General features: G+C 55.1%; 23 protein-coding genes. 13 read left to right on the top strand and 10 right to left on the bottom strand.

The window, feature by feature from the left end; translation table 11 throughout:
* Positions 1-142 precede the first annotated feature (142 nt).
* The 9 genes from AO242_RS30145 to AO242_RS12285 form a co-directional block, all read right to left on the bottom strand.
* The gene (locus AO242_RS30145) at positions 143-814 is read right to left on the bottom strand and encodes a hypothetical protein (protein ID WP_099268881.1); all 672 of its coding nucleotides are present in this window, start codon (positions 812-814) and stop codon (positions 143-145) included.
* Positions 811-1395, bottom strand: coding sequence for a recombination protein NinG (locus AO242_RS12320; protein WP_099268880.1), 585 nt, complete (start codon positions 1393-1395; stop codon positions 811-813). The genes AO242_RS30145 and AO242_RS12320 overlap by 4 nt, the downstream gene beginning before the upstream one ends.
* Positions 1392-1862, bottom strand: coding sequence for a hypothetical protein (locus tag AO242_RS12315; RefSeq protein WP_099268879.1), 471 nt, complete (start codon positions 1860-1862; stop codon positions 1392-1394). The genes AO242_RS12320 and AO242_RS12315 overlap by 4 nt, the downstream gene beginning before the upstream one ends.
* On the bottom strand, positions 1859-2644 hold the full coding sequence (locus AO242_RS12310) for a hypothetical protein (protein WP_099268878.1): 786 nt from the start codon (positions 2642-2644) through the stop codon (positions 1859-1861). Before AO242_RS12310 ends, AO242_RS12315 begins: the two co-directional genes overlap by 4 nt.
* Positions 2631-3533, bottom strand: a complete 903-nt coding sequence (locus AO242_RS12305) for a helix-turn-helix domain-containing protein (protein WP_099268877.1) — start codon at positions 3531-3533, stop codon at positions 2631-2633. The genes AO242_RS12310 and AO242_RS12305 overlap by 14 nt, the downstream gene beginning before the upstream one ends.
* On the bottom strand, positions 3530-4321 hold the full coding sequence (locus AO242_RS12300; protein ID WP_257153421.1) for a Rha family transcriptional regulator: 792 nt from the start codon (positions 4319-4321) through the stop codon (positions 3530-3532). Before AO242_RS12300 ends, AO242_RS12305 begins: the two co-directional genes overlap by 4 nt.
* Positions 4322-4405: 84 nt before the next feature.
* Positions 4406-4648 (bottom strand): hypothetical protein, encoded by a 243-nt coding sequence (locus AO242_RS12295; protein WP_099268875.1) that lies wholly within the window; start codon positions 4646-4648, stop codon positions 4406-4408.
* Positions 4649-4668: 20 nt separating this feature from the next.
* A complete protein-coding gene (locus tag AO242_RS12290; RefSeq protein WP_095093870.1) occupies positions 4669-4863 on the bottom strand; it encodes a hypothetical protein in 195 nt (64 codons plus the stop codon).
* Between the two features lie 30 nt (positions 4864-4893).
* The gene (locus tag AO242_RS12285; protein WP_373562218.1) at positions 4894-5103 is read right to left on the bottom strand and encodes a helix-turn-helix domain-containing protein; all 210 of its coding nucleotides are present in this window, start codon (positions 5101-5103) and stop codon (positions 4894-4896) included.
* A 119-nt stretch (positions 5104-5222) separates the two neighbouring features.
* On the opposite strand from AO242_RS12285, the gene AO242_RS12280 reads away from it, so the two are divergent.
* From AO242_RS12280 to AO242_RS12265, 4 genes are all read left to right on the top strand, one after another.
* Complete coding sequence (locus AO242_RS12280; protein ID WP_099268874.1) at positions 5223-6047, top strand: XRE family transcriptional regulator; 825 nt, start codon at positions 5223-5225, stop codon at positions 6045-6047.
* Positions 6048-6338: 291 nt separating this feature from the next.
* A complete protein-coding gene (locus AO242_RS12275; protein WP_099268873.1) occupies positions 6339-6578 on the top strand; it encodes a hypothetical protein in 240 nt (79 codons plus the stop codon).
* 90 nt (positions 6579-6668) lie between these two features.
* Positions 6669-7727, top strand: coding sequence for an N-acetyltransferase (locus tag AO242_RS12270; protein ID WP_099268872.1), 1059 nt, complete (start codon positions 6669-6671; stop codon positions 7725-7727).
* Entirely contained in the window at positions 7705-8076 is a 372-nt protein-coding gene (locus AO242_RS12265; RefSeq protein WP_099268871.1) for an ASCH domain-containing protein, read from the top strand. Before AO242_RS12270 ends, AO242_RS12265 begins: the two co-directional genes overlap by 23 nt.
* 133 nt (positions 8077-8209) lie before the next feature.
* Here AO242_RS12265 and AO242_RS12260 read toward each other — a convergent pair whose 3' ends face one another.
* Complete coding sequence (locus AO242_RS12260; protein ID WP_099268972.1) at positions 8210-8512, bottom strand: DUF1654 domain-containing protein; 303 nt, start codon at positions 8510-8512, stop codon at positions 8210-8212.
* 375 nt (positions 8513-8887) lie between these two features.
* On the opposite strand from AO242_RS12260, the gene AO242_RS12255 reads away from it, so the two are divergent.
* The 9 genes from AO242_RS12255 to AO242_RS12220 all read left to right on the top strand — a co-directional run bounded on the left by AO242_RS12255 (position 8888) and on the right by AO242_RS12220 (position 14185).
* The gene (locus tag AO242_RS12255) at positions 8888-9241 is read left to right on the top strand and encodes a hypothetical protein (protein ID WP_141562212.1); all 354 of its coding nucleotides are present in this window, start codon (positions 8888-8890) and stop codon (positions 9239-9241) included.
* Between the two features lie 137 nt (positions 9242-9378).
* Positions 9379-9546, top strand: a complete 168-nt coding sequence (locus tag AO242_RS29415) for a hypothetical protein (RefSeq protein ID WP_176560612.1) — start codon at positions 9379-9381, stop codon at positions 9544-9546.
* A gap of 128 nt (positions 9547-9674) precedes the next feature.
* Complete coding sequence (locus AO242_RS12250; RefSeq protein WP_099268869.1) at positions 9675-9977, top strand: hypothetical protein; 303 nt, start codon at positions 9675-9677, stop codon at positions 9975-9977.
* 474 nt (positions 9978-10451) lie between these two features.
* Positions 10452-10697 (top strand): hypothetical protein, encoded by a 246-nt coding sequence (locus tag AO242_RS12245; RefSeq protein WP_099268868.1) that lies wholly within the window; start codon positions 10452-10454, stop codon positions 10695-10697.
* Entirely contained in the window at positions 10694-10921 is a 228-nt protein-coding gene (locus AO242_RS12240; protein WP_099268867.1) for a hypothetical protein, read from the top strand. Before AO242_RS12245 ends, AO242_RS12240 begins: the two co-directional genes overlap by 4 nt.
* Positions 10918-11097 (top strand): hypothetical protein, encoded by a 180-nt coding sequence (locus AO242_RS12235; protein WP_099268866.1) that lies wholly within the window; start codon positions 10918-10920, stop codon positions 11095-11097. Before AO242_RS12240 ends, AO242_RS12235 begins: the two co-directional genes overlap by 4 nt.
* Before the next feature lie 214 nt (positions 11098-11311).
* Positions 11312-12484 carry a hypothetical protein gene (locus AO242_RS12230; protein WP_257153420.1) on the top strand — a complete coding sequence of 391 codons (1173 nt, stop codon included), beginning with the start codon at positions 11312-11314 and terminating at the stop codon, positions 12482-12484.
* A 55-nt stretch (positions 12485-12539) separates the two neighbouring features.
* Complete coding sequence (locus tag AO242_RS12225) at positions 12540-13520, top strand: RecT family recombinase (protein ID WP_099268865.1); 981 nt, start codon at positions 12540-12542, stop codon at positions 13518-13520.
* Positions 13517-14185 (top strand): lambda exonuclease family protein, encoded by a 669-nt coding sequence (locus AO242_RS12220; protein WP_099268864.1) that lies wholly within the window; start codon positions 13517-13519, stop codon positions 14183-14185. Before AO242_RS12225 ends, AO242_RS12220 begins: the two co-directional genes overlap by 4 nt.
* The last annotated feature ends 1 nt before the right edge of the window (position 14186 follow it).

Here is a 14186-nt window from a genome sequence, read left to right as displayed (position 1 = left end):
TCTGGGATCCAAACAAGAGGCGCTAAATAAACGTAAAAAGCCCAGCGGTTAGGCCGGGCTCTTGTTGTCACTCCTATACACGTAGAAACGACAGGATGGTGCTATTAACTCTCACTTTATCACTTTATGCAATGGCTTTTTGCTACGCCGCGTAATTTTCTATCAATCCCTCTGAATCTAACAGTTCCTGAGCAGCGGTCAGTGCCTCGTTGACCTGATCTTCAAGCCCTTTCCGGATGCTCGATCGCCACCTGTAACGAGTCGATTCCGGCTTGCCGTCATTGTCCCAATTGGTGATGTCGTACCAGGCTGCCGGGAGCACTGCGGTAGATCGCTTAAGCGTCTGCTTGCGGTCTACCTTGTCGGTCATGCCCTCCAAGCCTTTCGCATTGTAAGAGTCGGCCAGCGCTTTGTTCCGTGGGACGGCCTCAGCCTCGCGACTTACCACCTCGATGGCTGAGGGTTCGTGTTTACCGCCCACCTGTGGGATGGCCCAGGTAAGAACCGCACATTCCCGAAAGCGTTGCGGAGCCGGAGAGCGCACAACCTTGATCAATTCCAGTATGGCGGCATGTTTGCGTTCGTCATGCGTGGAGAACTTCGCCACCAATGCCCGCCAATGCGCCGGGGTCAGCCCCTTATGCAGGCGTCCGAACACCCAGCAATCTGTGAGGAAAGCCGCTTCCTTACCGACGATCTCCCCTTTCTGCTTGGCACACTGCACCTTTGGTTCGAAATCGCACCCGCCCGCGCTGTTGATCGTCTCGGCGGCCAGGGCACGCACCACTGCTGAAACTACGTTGCGATAAGTCATGCTGCCTGCCCCTTCTTGAGTTCTCTGGTCTTCGCCCGGTAATCGGCGGTCATCGCTTTCAATTCTTCGACGGTGTACTTCTGGGGCTCATGAGGCCCTTCCAGCCAATCCACTTTTTCCGATCCGATGCGCAGCAACAGGTTGATCCGGTACTCCACAATGTTCCCAGATAGCTGGGTGTTGCACGGTGAGCACTGCTTGTGGCAATTCAGCGGCTCGAAGCGCAGCGCGGGATTGCTCCCCACTGTCCGGTAATGCCCGGCGTCGTACTTGCCTTGGTGATGACGGCCGCAGCTGATACACGGCAGCAATGCGTCACGCTCACGAACCCAAGCGTTGAAAGCCTGCTGAGTGTCCTTGAGGTGATCCGCCCTGCTCTTCAGCTTCTCCTTGCGGACTTTGATCTCCTGCCGGTTGCGCTGGGCGATAGCTTTACGTGCGCGGTCCAGATTGGCGGGAGCGTCAACGATTGCACAGGCTGGACTGCACACCGCTTGGCCGAGCCGCTGAGGGACGAATGAGGCCCCGCACTGTTCAACTCTGCATTTCTTGGATTTGCGCTCTTTGATGGCGAGTCTCATGCGGCGGCCTCGCCCAGCAGATCCGAGAACACAACGCCGTGACGGGTGAAGTGCGTAACGATGCGGTCGGTGTACTGGATGCCCTGCGCGCGGTTGAACAGACTGGTCACCGGGAACCCATCAGGACCGAACAAATGGCACCCACCCATCATGTCCAGCTTCGTTTCGTAGGACAGATGACGCATGACCCGATACCAGTCAGCCTGAAACCCGGCGTCCTCGTTCAGCAGGATCTGAACGCCAATGTGCAATTTGCAGTATTTGCGCGCCTCGGCTGGATCTCCGATCTGGGTCATCTCGGAAATGCGCTTGTACATCGCGAACCATAGTGCGTTCTGATCCAGTGTGCGGTCCTTGCCTGGGCGCATCGACACGACCACGAAACGCTTTTCGCGGAACATGGTGGTCAGGCTGGTGATTGCCTCGGTCAGTTTGGCCTGGCAGTTGACGCTGATCTTGTCGGTCATCGCGCAGCCCTCTTCAATTCCAAATCCTCGGCCTGCTGCTGAAGCAATGCCAGACGGTCAGCCAAATCATTGGCTGCTTGAATCTTCAATTCGGTCCGGCGCTCAGCGCTCGCCCGGCTCATCTCAGCCATGCTGTCCTTCACCGCCTTGAGCTTTTCCCGGACGGTCGCGCTCGGCCGTGTGACCTGCCCGGTGAGAAGTCCTGCGATGGCTTGACCGTCTTGGCTGATTGGTACGACGTTGAGGTCGGCCAGATACAACTGCCCGCGCTCCTGAGGAATGCGCTGCATCTGCACAGCCTTGGTGATGGCCTGCACACGGCGGTTCGCGTCAAAGCCGATAGACGCGTGCCAGTTCACCGCCTTGTGATCCTCGCGGGCCTGGCTGACCAGACGCTCGTAAGCGCTGATGAACGCCATTCGCGCACCGATCTTGTCGCCTGCATCGAGCACGGGTTTGGCGGCAGCTAGGGCGAGCTGGATCTCGTCAGTGAGCACCACTGTTTCGAATTCGTCGTTGGTGATCATGGCGATCGCCCATGCTTCGTCCTTGCCCGGACGGCCATCCTCAGCTTCGATGCGCTGCAGCACAGCAGCCAGGGTGAAGCGGCCGGTCAGTTCGCGGCGGCACGACTGAAGGGCTTTGCGGATCTCGCCGGGCGGATACACAGACAGGTCTTCGGCCATCAGCTCAGCAGCAGTCGCGCTGATCGTTTGCCCGAGAGTTTCGGCAGTGGCGCAGATCGCACCGGCCAGCTCTGCAACTTTGTCAGAGGAAAGCATTGCGCGGCCCTCCCTCACGAATCTTGCGGCCAGCTTCCTGTGCCGCATTCATGTTGGCCTGGGTGTCTTCCTGCTGGCGGGCTGTCCGGCCGTTCATTTGGGTCTGCGTAACCCATTGGGTGTGGTAGCCCTCAGCGTTGGCCAGCAGTTCGTTGAGGCTGTGGCATTTGCGGATCAGTTGCGCGTCGTTGATGCCGAGGTAGTACGCAGCCACGCTGTGCGCGACATCGATACCGAGACGGCCAATCAACAGCCCGACCTGCCCTCCCACCTTCGCATTCCAGACCGGCCACGCCTTGTAGCGCTTGCGGTAGGACATGGCGTAGTTCGCCCAGGTCTTGAAGGTTTTGCAGGACTGATCTTTGGGGCCGGGCATGTCCGCGGGAATTTCAACGCGGGACTGCTGTTGGCTGAATGGGACAACCTGCCCAGTCGCGGCCTTGGCGGAAGCCGGGGCTGCAATAGGTTCATTGACCGGTTCATTGACTGATTCAGAAGAGTGACTGATTCTGGGTGCAGCTCCTGCACTACCCCCTAGTGAATCTGCTGCACTAGGGGGTGAATCTCCTGCACTACCCTGATGAACCTGATTCACTACCCCTGGTGCAGGAGGTGCACCACCGTCGAGGGTCAGAAAATAAACGTTTGATGAGTTCCCCTTAGGGCCACCCTTTCGGATTTCTTTGCGAAGTAGTCCGGTCGCACACAACGCCGTGATGTGGTTCATGACTGAGCGCTTACTGATCTCGCACTGATCGGCGATATGCTGGTAGGAAGGCCAGCACTCACCTACATCGCTGGCATTATCGGCCAACTTGATCAGCACCAGCTTGCGCAGGGGATTGCCAACGCGAAGCTTCATCGCGGCGACCATGAGGGTCATGCTCACGCGGCACCCCGCAAAGCCTTGTCGTGCGTGAAGAGGCCGTCCCACGTCTTCTTCATTGGCAGCTCACCAGCTAGGTACAGGTCGTACAGGCGGACGGCACCCTTCTTGAGCAGGACGGGCGTATAGGAAACGAAAGGCTCTTTGCCGTGCGGAGTGACTTCGTGCTGGTGCTCGGTCATGTACTTGTCGCGGGCATAGGAACCCACGCGGTGACGGGTACCGGATTTGCTCTCGTTGTAGAGCCAGCTCCGGCCTTCCAAATACTTGCCAACCTGCATCACGTTGACCCCATTGAGGCCCTTGCAGAATTGGGTATGAGTCATGCCCTCCTTGAACAGGTTCTCCAGGGAGTGGATCTTGGTGGCTTGTTGATCGACTTGAATGGTCAGCAGAACCCTGGCCTTTTCAGATTCCAAGGCAAGCTGCAGGATTTCAAGTGTGGAGAGTTCGCGGGGCTGAGCGACTTGCTGCTCCAGCTCCTGCCAGCGATCAACCAGAGCCGCGGTGAATTCAGGGCTGAGCTGGGCAACCACAATGAAGCTATCGCGCTTGCTGACTTGGAAGACCGAAACGGATTGGCCGAGGTGATTTCTAACTACCCCCATTGGGGGAAGTTGAATAGCGCCGCGCTCTGCCAGCCTTTCTATGGATTGCTTCACCTTGTCATGCCGGGAGCCGACAAGATCGGCAATCTCCTGCGATGACATAGTTCGCGCCACGTTTTCGTGATTCGAAAAATGTGGCGCGGGATTCTTCAGGGCCTGTACATCGGTATTAGAGGTATGCATAATCGGCCTCACAGAGTTGTTACGAATGCAGTTGAAAGAGCCCGGTTGCAGCCGGGCTTTTTTGTGGCTGCAATTCGGGTTTTGCTATTGGGAGCCTTCATCAGTCCCTCCTTTTTCAGGGCCTATTAAGTCCTGCGGCGGGTCACGCCGTGTTGTGGGCAGGTGTCGGATTTTTCCGGCTCCCTTGGGCCTGGTTTTTTCGAAGATCCGCTCTGCTCCAAGCTTTGTGGCGTACTCATCCGGGGTCATACCCGCAGCCTTTGCCAGCCTTTCAAGCTTTTCGTAGAGCTTCCCGTCGATCCCGTGGCAGATCGTGTTTTCGGGCACGTTGGCCTCCTTCAGGGACTTCAGGCCATCTGGTGTTTGTCGGTAACATCCTGCTCAACGATGCTTTCCAGCTTCTCTTCCACGCACATGCGTACGAAGACGGCCAATTGCAGTTTGTGAAGACGCGCCACTGCCTTGAGCGCTTCATAGGTCTCATCGTCGTAGCGGGACTTAATCTCCCGGTCTTTCACGTGGCGCGAATCGTCGTATGCCATCGAAGGCTTCCTTGTGTGGTTGGAATGGGGTTAAGCGGCTGTTAACGGTTGTTTTTCTGGAGGAAAGGCTTCGTCGAGAACGCACTTCGCACCGAGTACGTTTAGTGCGTTCACGATCAAGCGCGCCTCGCTAAGCCCTGGGCTGCGAAGGCCTGACTCGTAATTCGCTAGGCGGGACTGATTCCAGCCGAGCGCCCGGCGCAGCGCTGCCTGAGTTACGCCAGCCCTCTCGCGGATCATTCGGACTTGATTCATGTGGTGCTCCTCCATAATTAAACACAGGATAAAACACGTATCGTGTTATTAGCAATCACAATAAGTGAAAGCCGGGTATTTCAATACGTGATTGAATCCCGCGCATGAACGAATTAGCTAAGCGCATCAAGCGCGCCAGACAGAATGCAGGTATGTCCCAGGCTCAGCTGGCAGACGCCTGTGGGTGGAAATCTCAGTCGCGAGTCGGCAACTACGAAGCAGGCAGCCGCGAGCCGTCGTTTGCCGATATCGAAGCAATGTCTAAGGCTTTGGGTGTAGACAAGTCCGAGCTGTTGATCGGCTTGCCGGAGCCTGAGAGCAGCCTCGAGGAGCCTAATGATGTTCCAGGCTCCTCTGCCGATCTGGTTCGGCAAATGCTAGCGAAGCATGGAAAGAATTTGCCTGATGAAACGAGGCAGCGCATCTCTGCAGCTGTAGAAGACACTGCCATGGTTGCTGCGAGCAACGTCATCAATGTCGACTTCTCCAGGCCAGGCCAAGTCGGAGATGAAGTGTGGATCGCGCACTACGATGTCCGCGCAGCGATGGGCGGCGGGCAGATACCGCACGAATACCCCGAAATGCTCCAGGACATCAGAGTCAGCCCCAAACATCTGCGCGAGATGGGCGTCTCGTTCAAGGAGCACTTCCACCTCAAGATGATCACCGGCTGGGGTCAGTCGATGGCCCCGACGATCAAAGACCGCGATCCTCTACTGGTTGACGTCACGATCCGGGAATTCACGGGCGACGGTATCTACCTCTTTTCTCACGACGAAATGCTTTACGTGAAGCGCCTGCAGAAGAAAGGCAAGGATCGATTCAAGATGATCTCGGACAACAAGCACCACGATCCAGAAGACATCCGGGTCGACGATACCCATATCCTGGCTCGCGTGCTGTACGTGTGGAACGGCCAACCGGTGTGAACCTAGCGCGACGCGCGGATATCGAGTCGTAGCCAATGGGAGAATTTGGCATTGCGTGCAAACATCGGTGATATTTTTGAGCTGCTAAGGATTCTGGACCTTTGGGATTGGTGGAAGGACGCAAGGGATGCACCTCAGGGGACCCGCCTCTACCGCTGGAGATATGTTGTTCAGGGTTTAGTGTTGCTGATCGGGGTGCCTTTGGTACTCGCACTCCCATTGTGGGTAATGTTGCTGCTTTTGAAATCGTGAGCCCGGATTACCTAAAGAAAAGGATTTATAGGAGACGGCATGAGCCTGAACAAACCAAATCAGCAGCTTCGACGCGATCTGACAGGTTCCGCGTCGGACTTGAAATGGTCTGCGGTTGAACTCATGCGTATTGCTGAGCGATTGAGCCTGGCCGGTAACGAGCCTGATGCTTGGGCGCTGCTCAAAATGTGCCAGGTGCTTCAGGCCGCCGAGGAAAAGCTCGCCGGATATGCGGATGAGGTACGTGATGGGCGAATTGTCCGGGAAAGGGCTGAGTAGGTAGGTGATGTGCTTCCTACGACTCGAATATAACGTTTGACATCTGTCGTTGAAAACTCAAATCAAATCAAATTAATCAGGGATGAACGTATGAACCTTCAATATAGTAAGTTTTCCGAAATCAATTTTAACGACCCTTTTTTTGACTCATTAAAAAATGATTACCAAGAGCTGCCAACATGGTTTTCAAAGAAAAGCGCAGAAGGCTCTAGGGCGTACGTATTTACCAGCGACGACGGCAAGCTTGATGGCTTCTTGTATTTAAAACTTGAGAAAGGCATTATCGATGACGTCCATCCGGCACTTCCAGATGGAACGCACTTGAAAATTGGCACACTGAAAATCAATGCACACGGGACCAAACTTGGGGAGCGCTTTCTCAAAAAAATATTTGATCATTTGATTCTTCACAAAGCAGATGATGCTTATGTCACTGTATTCGAGCGGCATATAGGCCTCATCGCTCTGTTGGAAAAATATGGATTCGTTCGACACGGAAGCAAAACCACCGACAACGGGGAAGAACTAGTATACAAAAAAACAATACCCTCAAACACTGGTGATCCAGTCCTTGACTATCCTACAGTCAACCTGACCGGAAACAAAATCCATCTACTGGCAGTCAAACCTGAGTTTCACTCGATTCTGTTCCCGGACTCAATCTTGAGAAATGAAGACGCCGCATTAATTGTAAGAGATGTATCGCACACCAACAGCATACATAAGGTTTACCTTTGTAATATGCCAGGCGTAGCCTCAATGAAACGTGGTGATGCTTTAGTAATCTATAGGACGGGGGATGGCGCCGGGGCTGCGCGATTTCGCGCCGTTGCTAGCTCCGTTTGTGTAGTAGAAGAAACCAAGCATATGGCCGACTTCACAAATCTTGAAGATTATCTACGTTATTGCAAGCCGCACAGTGTCTTTCCTGAAGAAGAACTCATTGACTTTTACAACAAAAAAACCAATCAATTTATAGTCAGATTCACGTACAATATTGCTTTTCCAAAGCGCCCTAATCGCGGTAAGCTTATCGACGAAGCAGGGATAGATGAAAGCTTGCGATGGAGCTGTATCGGTCTCTCACGCAAGCAGTTTGATGAAATTATTAAAATGGGGTCCCCCGATGAACGTCTTATTATCAATTAAACCAGAGTTCGCGGATAAGATCTTTCAAGGCGAGAAGCTTTTTGAGTTCAGAAAGAACATATTCAAAAGAGAGAATATATCCAAAGTAATTGTCTATGTGACAATGCCAGTAGGGAAGATTGTTGGAGAATTTTCGATAGACGGTGTGATAGAGGGGTCACCATCTAGCGTTTGGAAAGCTACAAAAAACCATGCCGGGATTAGCAAGGACTTCTATAGTGAGTACTTTTCAGGGCGCGAAAAAGCATTTGCGATAAAAGTCGGTGAGGTTACCAAATACCGAACCCCAATTAATTTATGCGACTATGGCGATAACATTAGTGCTCCTCAGTCATATCGATATCTTTGAATAATTTCGCCCGGCCAAGCGCCGGGCTTTTTCATCCACCCCTTCGCGGCTTTTTAACACCCTCGGTCGTAATCAGAAATCTATCAGTATCAGGCCTTTGACCGCTCCCCAATCGAGGGCTGTTTACGCCTGATCAGAAAGGCGCGGACTCCTCTTCCCTATCCTCGACAGCTTCAATCGGGCGATCTTCAAGCGATATCGGTTCCCACCTCACAGTCACCGCGCCATCGTCCTCGAACGTCAAATCCAACTCGTCCGTAGCTGCTAGCACTCCCATCACCTCCTCCCACTCCCGATCGCCATCTGTATCCAGGCGATGGATAGTCACCCAGCGCTGAATCTGTGCGACAGGATGATTGATCATCTCGGAGACCCTCAGGCTCAGCCGCTCTATCCCGGACATCTCAACTCTCTCTGCTGCGCTCGCGCTTCCCATGCTTTCCTCCCATAACTGTACATGCATCCAGTTCTGCGGAGGATAGCGAACCCTTTTCCCGAGGTAAACAGCCCGAAAGCTAATCCCAAGAAATCACACGTGGTGTGTTTATTTTCAAATAAATCACATTTCGTGTTGACGAAATAAACACATTGCGTGATAGTTCACCCATCGCAGCGACACAGCGACAGGGACTGAAAAGACCCGCCCGCTCTTTAACAGCTTAAGACCCTCGCCATGGACTACCCCGGGAATCACCTGGTAAGTGCGAGCAATAAATAGTCGATGCCATGCCAGCTCTGGGACTGGCCGTGCTTACCAGATGTGAGTACGCGAAACCACGCAAGCCAGCCGAAGAAGAACACCGGACACGAAATGTGTGACGACGGCCAGAGATACGAATCCGGCGATGCGCGTGGTGGAGAACAGATTTTCTCGGTGCCCTTGGAGACAGGGGCATCTGGAAAATCGAACGGAGCAGAAGAGATGAGCGCGTCAAATTTTGAAGCAAGTGATGAAGTGGTTAATGAGGCGGCTGCATCGTGCGCCAGGCTGCTGGAGAAGTGGTTCGGCGGTGTAGAAGAGGCATTCGCTGCGCTGGAGGCTGAGCCTGCTGGCTTGGCAGATCTGGCGATGCGCAGTCACATCAATCAGCGCAAGGCCATGACGGTATGCGCCCACATAAATATTCACGCATTCAGCCGCGAAGTGCTGCAGCAGGTTTCTTGATGATTTCACTGGCAGCCCTTCTCACGAGGGGCTGACGGGAAACCAATTCTCTGGTTTTCACTAGATCGGCATTTCGCTGCTCCAAAGGAATGCAATCAAAATGATATGATTTCTGGTTCTTCTTAAAAGGAATTCACATGAAAGGCATATTCTCCATTGCACTGATGATTTGGCTCGTAGCATCTTGGCTTACCCACGTAGTTGTTTGCTTCAAGACAGCAAGTTGGGGGTTCCTGATTGCCGGAGCAATTTTCTTCCCGGTCGCTGCGGTGCATGGAACTGGCATCTGGTTCGGTGCATGGTGAAGTTCGCTGTAGTTTTTTGAGCACGCCCTGCATAACAAATAGCCCGATCCGCTCGGGCTTTTTTGTGCGTGCGATTTACTGATGCCGCCTGTATGAGGCGACATTGGAAATCAACGGAGAAAAAGACAATGGCTCTTGAAGTCGACACTACGGAAGTAACTGGTGGGTACCGGATCATCAATACAGATCGGCACCTGTCATACCAGGGCGTGGCGTTGGTAATTCAGCGCGACGCACACCCGACCATTCGTGATTGCGAAATCACTCGTGACGAGGCGCTGCGGCGGGCCAAGATGATGGCAGCATCAGAAGAGCTGCTTGAAGCGCTGACGAATCTTGTAGGTCTTGCACGGCTTGGCGCTGCGCACCTCGACAAGTACCACGCAGCGCTTGCCGTCGCCGATGCGGCAATCCTCAAGGCAACCGCATAAATTGCCCGATCCTCTCAGAGAGAGTGCATCGGCCTGCAATCNCGTGAATCCCGGTTCCCCGTCAGCCTGTCACGGGGCAGCCAATACGGCGGGCTGAGGGTTCGCCCTCTGAGATTGCAGGCCGATGCGGATGAGTACACACCGCGAAGGCGGCCCCCTGCATCAACTCAACAAAGCAGATGAATGCCCGGGCTGACGGGCGAGTTTAAGACCTGAGGGATCGCGGGAATCGTGGCCGGTAAAGTGAGTAAGCGCCCAGATGGCCACGGCGAGTCCAAGAATAAGCGGCTGAAACCTTCGCCCCGGTGAAACTCCGGTGTCACTAAGGCCGCTAATAGTCATGCCGGGATCAGCTCCGGCCATCTGTTCTCCTCTTCCCGAATCCACCCGTCAGTCCTCCCCTTGCGCCCACCGGCAATAGCGAGCGGCCGAGGGCTGAGCGAGTGGATTTGATCCCAACCCACAGAGGCGACCATGCCCGACTTCGACCTTGAGCGTTATCAGGACAGCGCCCAAGGCCGGGCGTCTGTCCGCAGCCGTGATGAGTGGGGCAACGAAAAGCCTAGCTACGACGAGTTCGCCCACGACTACGACAACCCTATCGACCGCACAGCCCGCCGCGAACGCGAGCTAGATTGTCGGTTGAAGCTGAAAGCAAACATCCAGGCATGTATCGCTCAGATGGAGCTGATCTGCCCACCAAAAGGAGGTGCCGCGTGACCAAGTACGAAATTGCGGTCGGCATGATCGACTCGCGCATTCAGAAGCTGATTGAAAACGCCGACGACTACAGCCTGCACTGTGAAACGCAGATGGCGGTGGAAATGGCGTATGCGCTCAGCGCAATAGATTGCAAAGATCACACGCGCTACACCCAGTGCCTGATGTTTATCCGGGCTCGAGCAAATGAAGAGCTGCTCTCAAGAATGCGGAGGTGCGCATGAGTCAGCCAATTGTGAAGTCGCTGATCGACGAGCAGGTCGAAGAGCTTGATGCGCGCGCCAAGCCCGCTCAAGTGCGCGGCACTTTCACCCCGCCCCGCGGCATGCGTGTCGCCGATCTGCCCTACCCGATCAAAGCGGACTGGCTGAAGCGTCGACCGATAAAGGGCTGGGGATGACCAGCTTGCAGCGCGCCCGTCGCATCTACATCTGGCGAGGCTCAGCCATCGCCATCACGGGTTCAACCATCTGGATGCTCGCCAGCGCTTACGCCGGGCACATCACCGGCTGATCAAACAGCCGTCAAAGACGCAGGCGGCGCAGTTCGCGGCGCTCAGAATCAAATCCCCTTTCCAATCAAACAGGCTGCGTATAGCGCGGCAAGGAATTGTCATGTCTGCCAATGCTAAACAAAAGCTCGCTCAGGAACCCCTGGAGATCGGCGAAACCGTCGACAAGGTAGAAAGTAATCCGGTAGGCCCGGCTGCAGCTGTCACCGACATCGCTGAATACCGCCCGCACGAAGAGCAGATCGTTCGCCTGGAAACCACATACGCAAAGCTGGTTGTTGACTGCTCGACCAGCGAAGGGCTGGCGAATGCGAAGGAGGTCCGCGTCGATATTCGCGACGTTCGCTACGCCTTGGATAAAACCACCAAAACCGCGCTGGTCCCGTACCAGCAGAAGGTTAAAGAAGCACAAGCGCGCGTCAACCAGGTTAAGGAGTTCGGCGAGACGCTCAGGACTCGCGTTTTGGCAATTGAAGAGCCTGTAGACGAAGCGATCAAGGCCGAAGAGAAACGCATCGCCGCCATCAAGGCCGAGCGTGAGCGCGTCGAGGCTGAACGCGTCGAAGCCATCCGGGTAAAAATCACGCGCTTCAGCTCTGTCGCTGCTGCCTATGCAAGCAGGAGCGCCGCCGATGTCGCGACCATCCTTCAAAGTGTGAAGGAGTCGGTGATCCTGCCCGAGGAGTATGGCGAGTTCGAAGCAGAAGGAACTATCGCTCGCGACAATGCAATCGAGCAGCTGGAAACGCTGCACAGGTCTGCGGTTGAGCGGGAAGACGCTGCTTCCAAGCTGCTGGCTCAGCAGAAAGAATTGGATGAGCTGCGCGAAAAACAACGCATCGCCGACGCTCAAGCCGAAGAGCTGCGTAAGCAACGCGCCGAGGAAGATCGCCAGCGCTTGAAGAAGCAGCAGGAAGAGCTGGACCAACAACGCCGAGACATGGAGGCACAGCAGCGGCAACAGCGTGAGCAGCAGGAAGAGCAACAACGCCTGCAGCGCGAACGAGACGCGCAGTATCAGCGTGACCAGGAAGAGCTGGCTCGCTTGCGTGCGCTGGCTGCTACACCCGCCCCCGTTTCCACTACGAACCTCGCGGCTCCCGCGACAGCCGACACAGCGTCCGCGGCTCAGGCGCAAGTTGACCCAGCTCCAACAACGAACGAAGTCACTGATTCAAACATGCCGAGCGCCGACGATGTGGTCGAGGTGGTGGCCATGGCCTTCTGCGTCACCACTGACGAGGCGTCGGCCTGGCTGCGCACCCTGTCCTTCTGATCAATCCTGAAATCACCCCGGAGGCCGACCAAAGTCGTCGGCTATGGAGTAAGTAATGAACGCTCAAACCCAGATCGCCACCGTGCAAACGGACACCAGCCCCACGGGGCTAATCCTCAATCGCGACAGCATGCAGTCAATGACAGAGCTCGCGGGCATCATGGCGGGCGGGAAAACCACCCTCCCGAAGCACTTCCACGGCAACACTGCCGACTGCATGGCCGTAATCATGCAGTCCATGCAATGGGGCATGAACCCATTCCAGGTGGCGCAAAAGACTTTCATCGTCAACGGTGGCCAGCTGAGCTATGAAGCACAGCTGGTGAATGCGGTCATCACCACGCGAGCGCCGACACTTGATCGAATCCATTACGAATGGTTTGGAGACTGGGAAAAGATCATTGGCAATTTCCGTGAGATCGAAAGCAAAAAGCAAATGGACGACCATGGGCAGCCGAAGAAGTACCGCGTCCCAAACTGGAACATAAACGACGAAAAGGGTCTGGGCGTCCGCATATGGGCGACTTTTGTGGGTGAGGACTCCCCACGTGAACTGACCACCTTGATGACTCAGGCGCGAACCCGGAACTCGACACTCTGGGCGGACGATCCGAAGCAACAAATAGCATATCTGGCCCTTAAAAAATGGGCTCGCCTGTATTGCCCTGACGTGATTTTAGGCGTGTATACCCGCGATGAGTTAGACGATGGCTATACGCTTCCGGAAACAGACGTCACTCCGAGATCTACCAACGAAAAGCCAGCAGACGTGGGTGCCGCCTCAGTCCCTCAGGGTGACACTACCGACGCAACCGCAGACTTGTTCGAGCAGCTAAAACAGATCGCTCAAGAGCAAGGAATTGATGGTTACGAAAAGGCTTGGAAGGCGCTGAAACCGCAGCAGCGCGGCGCTATTGGCGTGACTCGTCACGGTGAACTGAAATCGATTGCCCAGACGATCGATGCGGAGTTCACGACACTCAAAGAAGGCTCTGACGTTACGTCCGGAAGCGATCTGCAAGGCGATGCGCAATGAACGCCGCAGTTGACCTTCAGCGAACAGAGCAATGGCACCAAGACCGCAGCGGACGCCTGACAGCAAGCAGGTTCAAGGATGTCATCGCTTGGGGTGATCGTGACAAACACGGCAAGCGCAAACCTCTTGCCGCCCGCACTACCTACATGCGCGAGTTGGCCTTTGAGCGCCTCGCCAACAGATCGAAGCATTCAGTCAGCAGCAAGTCGATGGCCTGGGGTACTGAGGTTGAGCAGTCCAGTCACGACTTTTACGAAATCCTGACAGGGAATACCGTCATCAAGTCGGGCTTCTTAGTTCATCCGAAGTACGACTGGCTGGGCTGCTCGCCGGACGGGTTGATTGGCGAGGACGGGGGTATTGAGTCGAAATGCCCTTTCAATGAGGCCGTCCACGTCCGCACCTGGCTCGAAGGAATGCCCGATGAACACAAGCCGCAGGTTCAGGGCTGCATGTTCATCACGGGCAGGGAATGGTGGGACTTTCTGTCATTCGACCCACGCCAGGATGAGGACTGCCGCCTCTATATCGAAACCATCAGACGAGATGACGAGTACATCGCGATGCTCCACCAAGAGCTGGTCCAGTTCAACCTGGAGCTTGGGAGGATGGTTGACGAAGTCGCGGATAAGGCACGGGCGCAAGCCCAACGACTGGAGGATTGAC

Source organism: Pseudomonas sp. ICMP 561 (genome assembly GCF_002699985.1).
In the GTDB taxonomy this organism is placed as follows: Bacteria; Pseudomonadota; Gammaproteobacteria; order Pseudomonadales; family Pseudomonadaceae; genus Aquipseudomonas; species Aquipseudomonas quasicaspiana.
This window is presented reverse-complemented; position numbering and strand designations above follow the sequence as displayed.

Coding starts and splice junctions, on each gene's coding strand:
- AO242_RS30145 (WP_099268881.1), bottom strand. CDS start 814: ATGACTTATCGCAACGTAGTTTCAGCAGTGGTGCGTGCCCTGGCCGCC.
- AO242_RS12320 (WP_099268880.1), bottom strand. CDS start 1,395: ATGAGACTCGCCATCAAAGAGCGCAAATCCAAGAAATGCAGAGTTGAA.
- AO242_RS12315 (WP_099268879.1), bottom strand. CDS start 1,862: ATGACCGACAAGATCAGCGTCAACTGCCAGGCCAAACTGACCGAGGCA.
- AO242_RS12310 (WP_099268878.1), bottom strand. CDS start 2,644: ATGCTTTCCTCTGACAAAGTTGCAGAGCTGGCCGGTGCGATCTGCGCC.
- AO242_RS12300 (WP_257153421.1), bottom strand. CDS start 4,321: ATGCATACCTCTAATACCGATGTACAGGCCCTGAAGAATCCCGCGCCA.
- AO242_RS12290 (WP_095093870.1), bottom strand. CDS start 4,863: ATGGCATACGACGATTCGCGCCACGTGAAAGACCGGGAGATTAAGTCC.
- AO242_RS12285 (WP_373562218.1), bottom strand. CDS start 5,103: ATGATCCGCGAGAGGGCTGGCGTAACTCAGGCAGCGCTGCGCCGGGCG.
- AO242_RS12280 (WP_099268874.1), top strand. CDS start 5,223: ATGAACGAATTAGCTAAGCGCATCAAGCGCGCCAGACAGAATGCAGGT.
- AO242_RS12275 (WP_099268873.1), top strand. CDS start 6,339: ATGAGCCTGAACAAACCAAATCAGCAGCTTCGACGCGATCTGACAGGT.
- AO242_RS12270 (WP_099268872.1), top strand. CDS start 6,669: ATGAACCTTCAATATAGTAAGTTTTCCGAAATCAATTTTAACGACCCT.
- AO242_RS12265 (WP_099268871.1), top strand. CDS start 7,705: ATGAACGTCTTATTATCAATTAAACCAGAGTTCGCGGATAAGATCTTT.
- AO242_RS12260 (WP_099268972.1), bottom strand. CDS start 8,512: ATGGGAAGCGCGAGCGCAGCAGAGAGAGTTGAGATGTCCGGGATAGAG.
- AO242_RS12255 (WP_141562212.1), top strand. CDS start 8,888: ATGTGTGACGACGGCCAGAGATACGAATCCGGCGATGCGCGTGGTGGA.
- AO242_RS29415 (WP_176560612.1), top strand. CDS start 9,379: ATGAAAGGCATATTCTCCATTGCACTGATGATTTGGCTCGTAGCATCT.
- AO242_RS12250 (WP_099268869.1), top strand. CDS start 9,675: ATGGCTCTTGAAGTCGACACTACGGAAGTAACTGGTGGGTACCGGATC.
- AO242_RS12245 (WP_099268868.1), top strand. CDS start 10,452: ATGCCCGACTTCGACCTTGAGCGTTATCAGGACAGCGCCCAAGGCCGG.
- AO242_RS12235 (WP_099268866.1), top strand. CDS start 10,918: ATGAGTCAGCCAATTGTGAAGTCGCTGATCGACGAGCAGGTCGAAGAG.
- AO242_RS12230 (WP_257153420.1), top strand. CDS start 11,312: ATGTCTGCCAATGCTAAACAAAAGCTCGCTCAGGAACCCCTGGAGATC.
- AO242_RS12225 (WP_099268865.1), top strand. CDS start 12,540: ATGAACGCTCAAACCCAGATCGCCACCGTGCAAACGGACACCAGCCCC.
- AO242_RS12220 (WP_099268864.1), top strand. CDS start 13,517: ATGAACGCCGCAGTTGACCTTCAGCGAACAGAGCAATGGCACCAAGAC.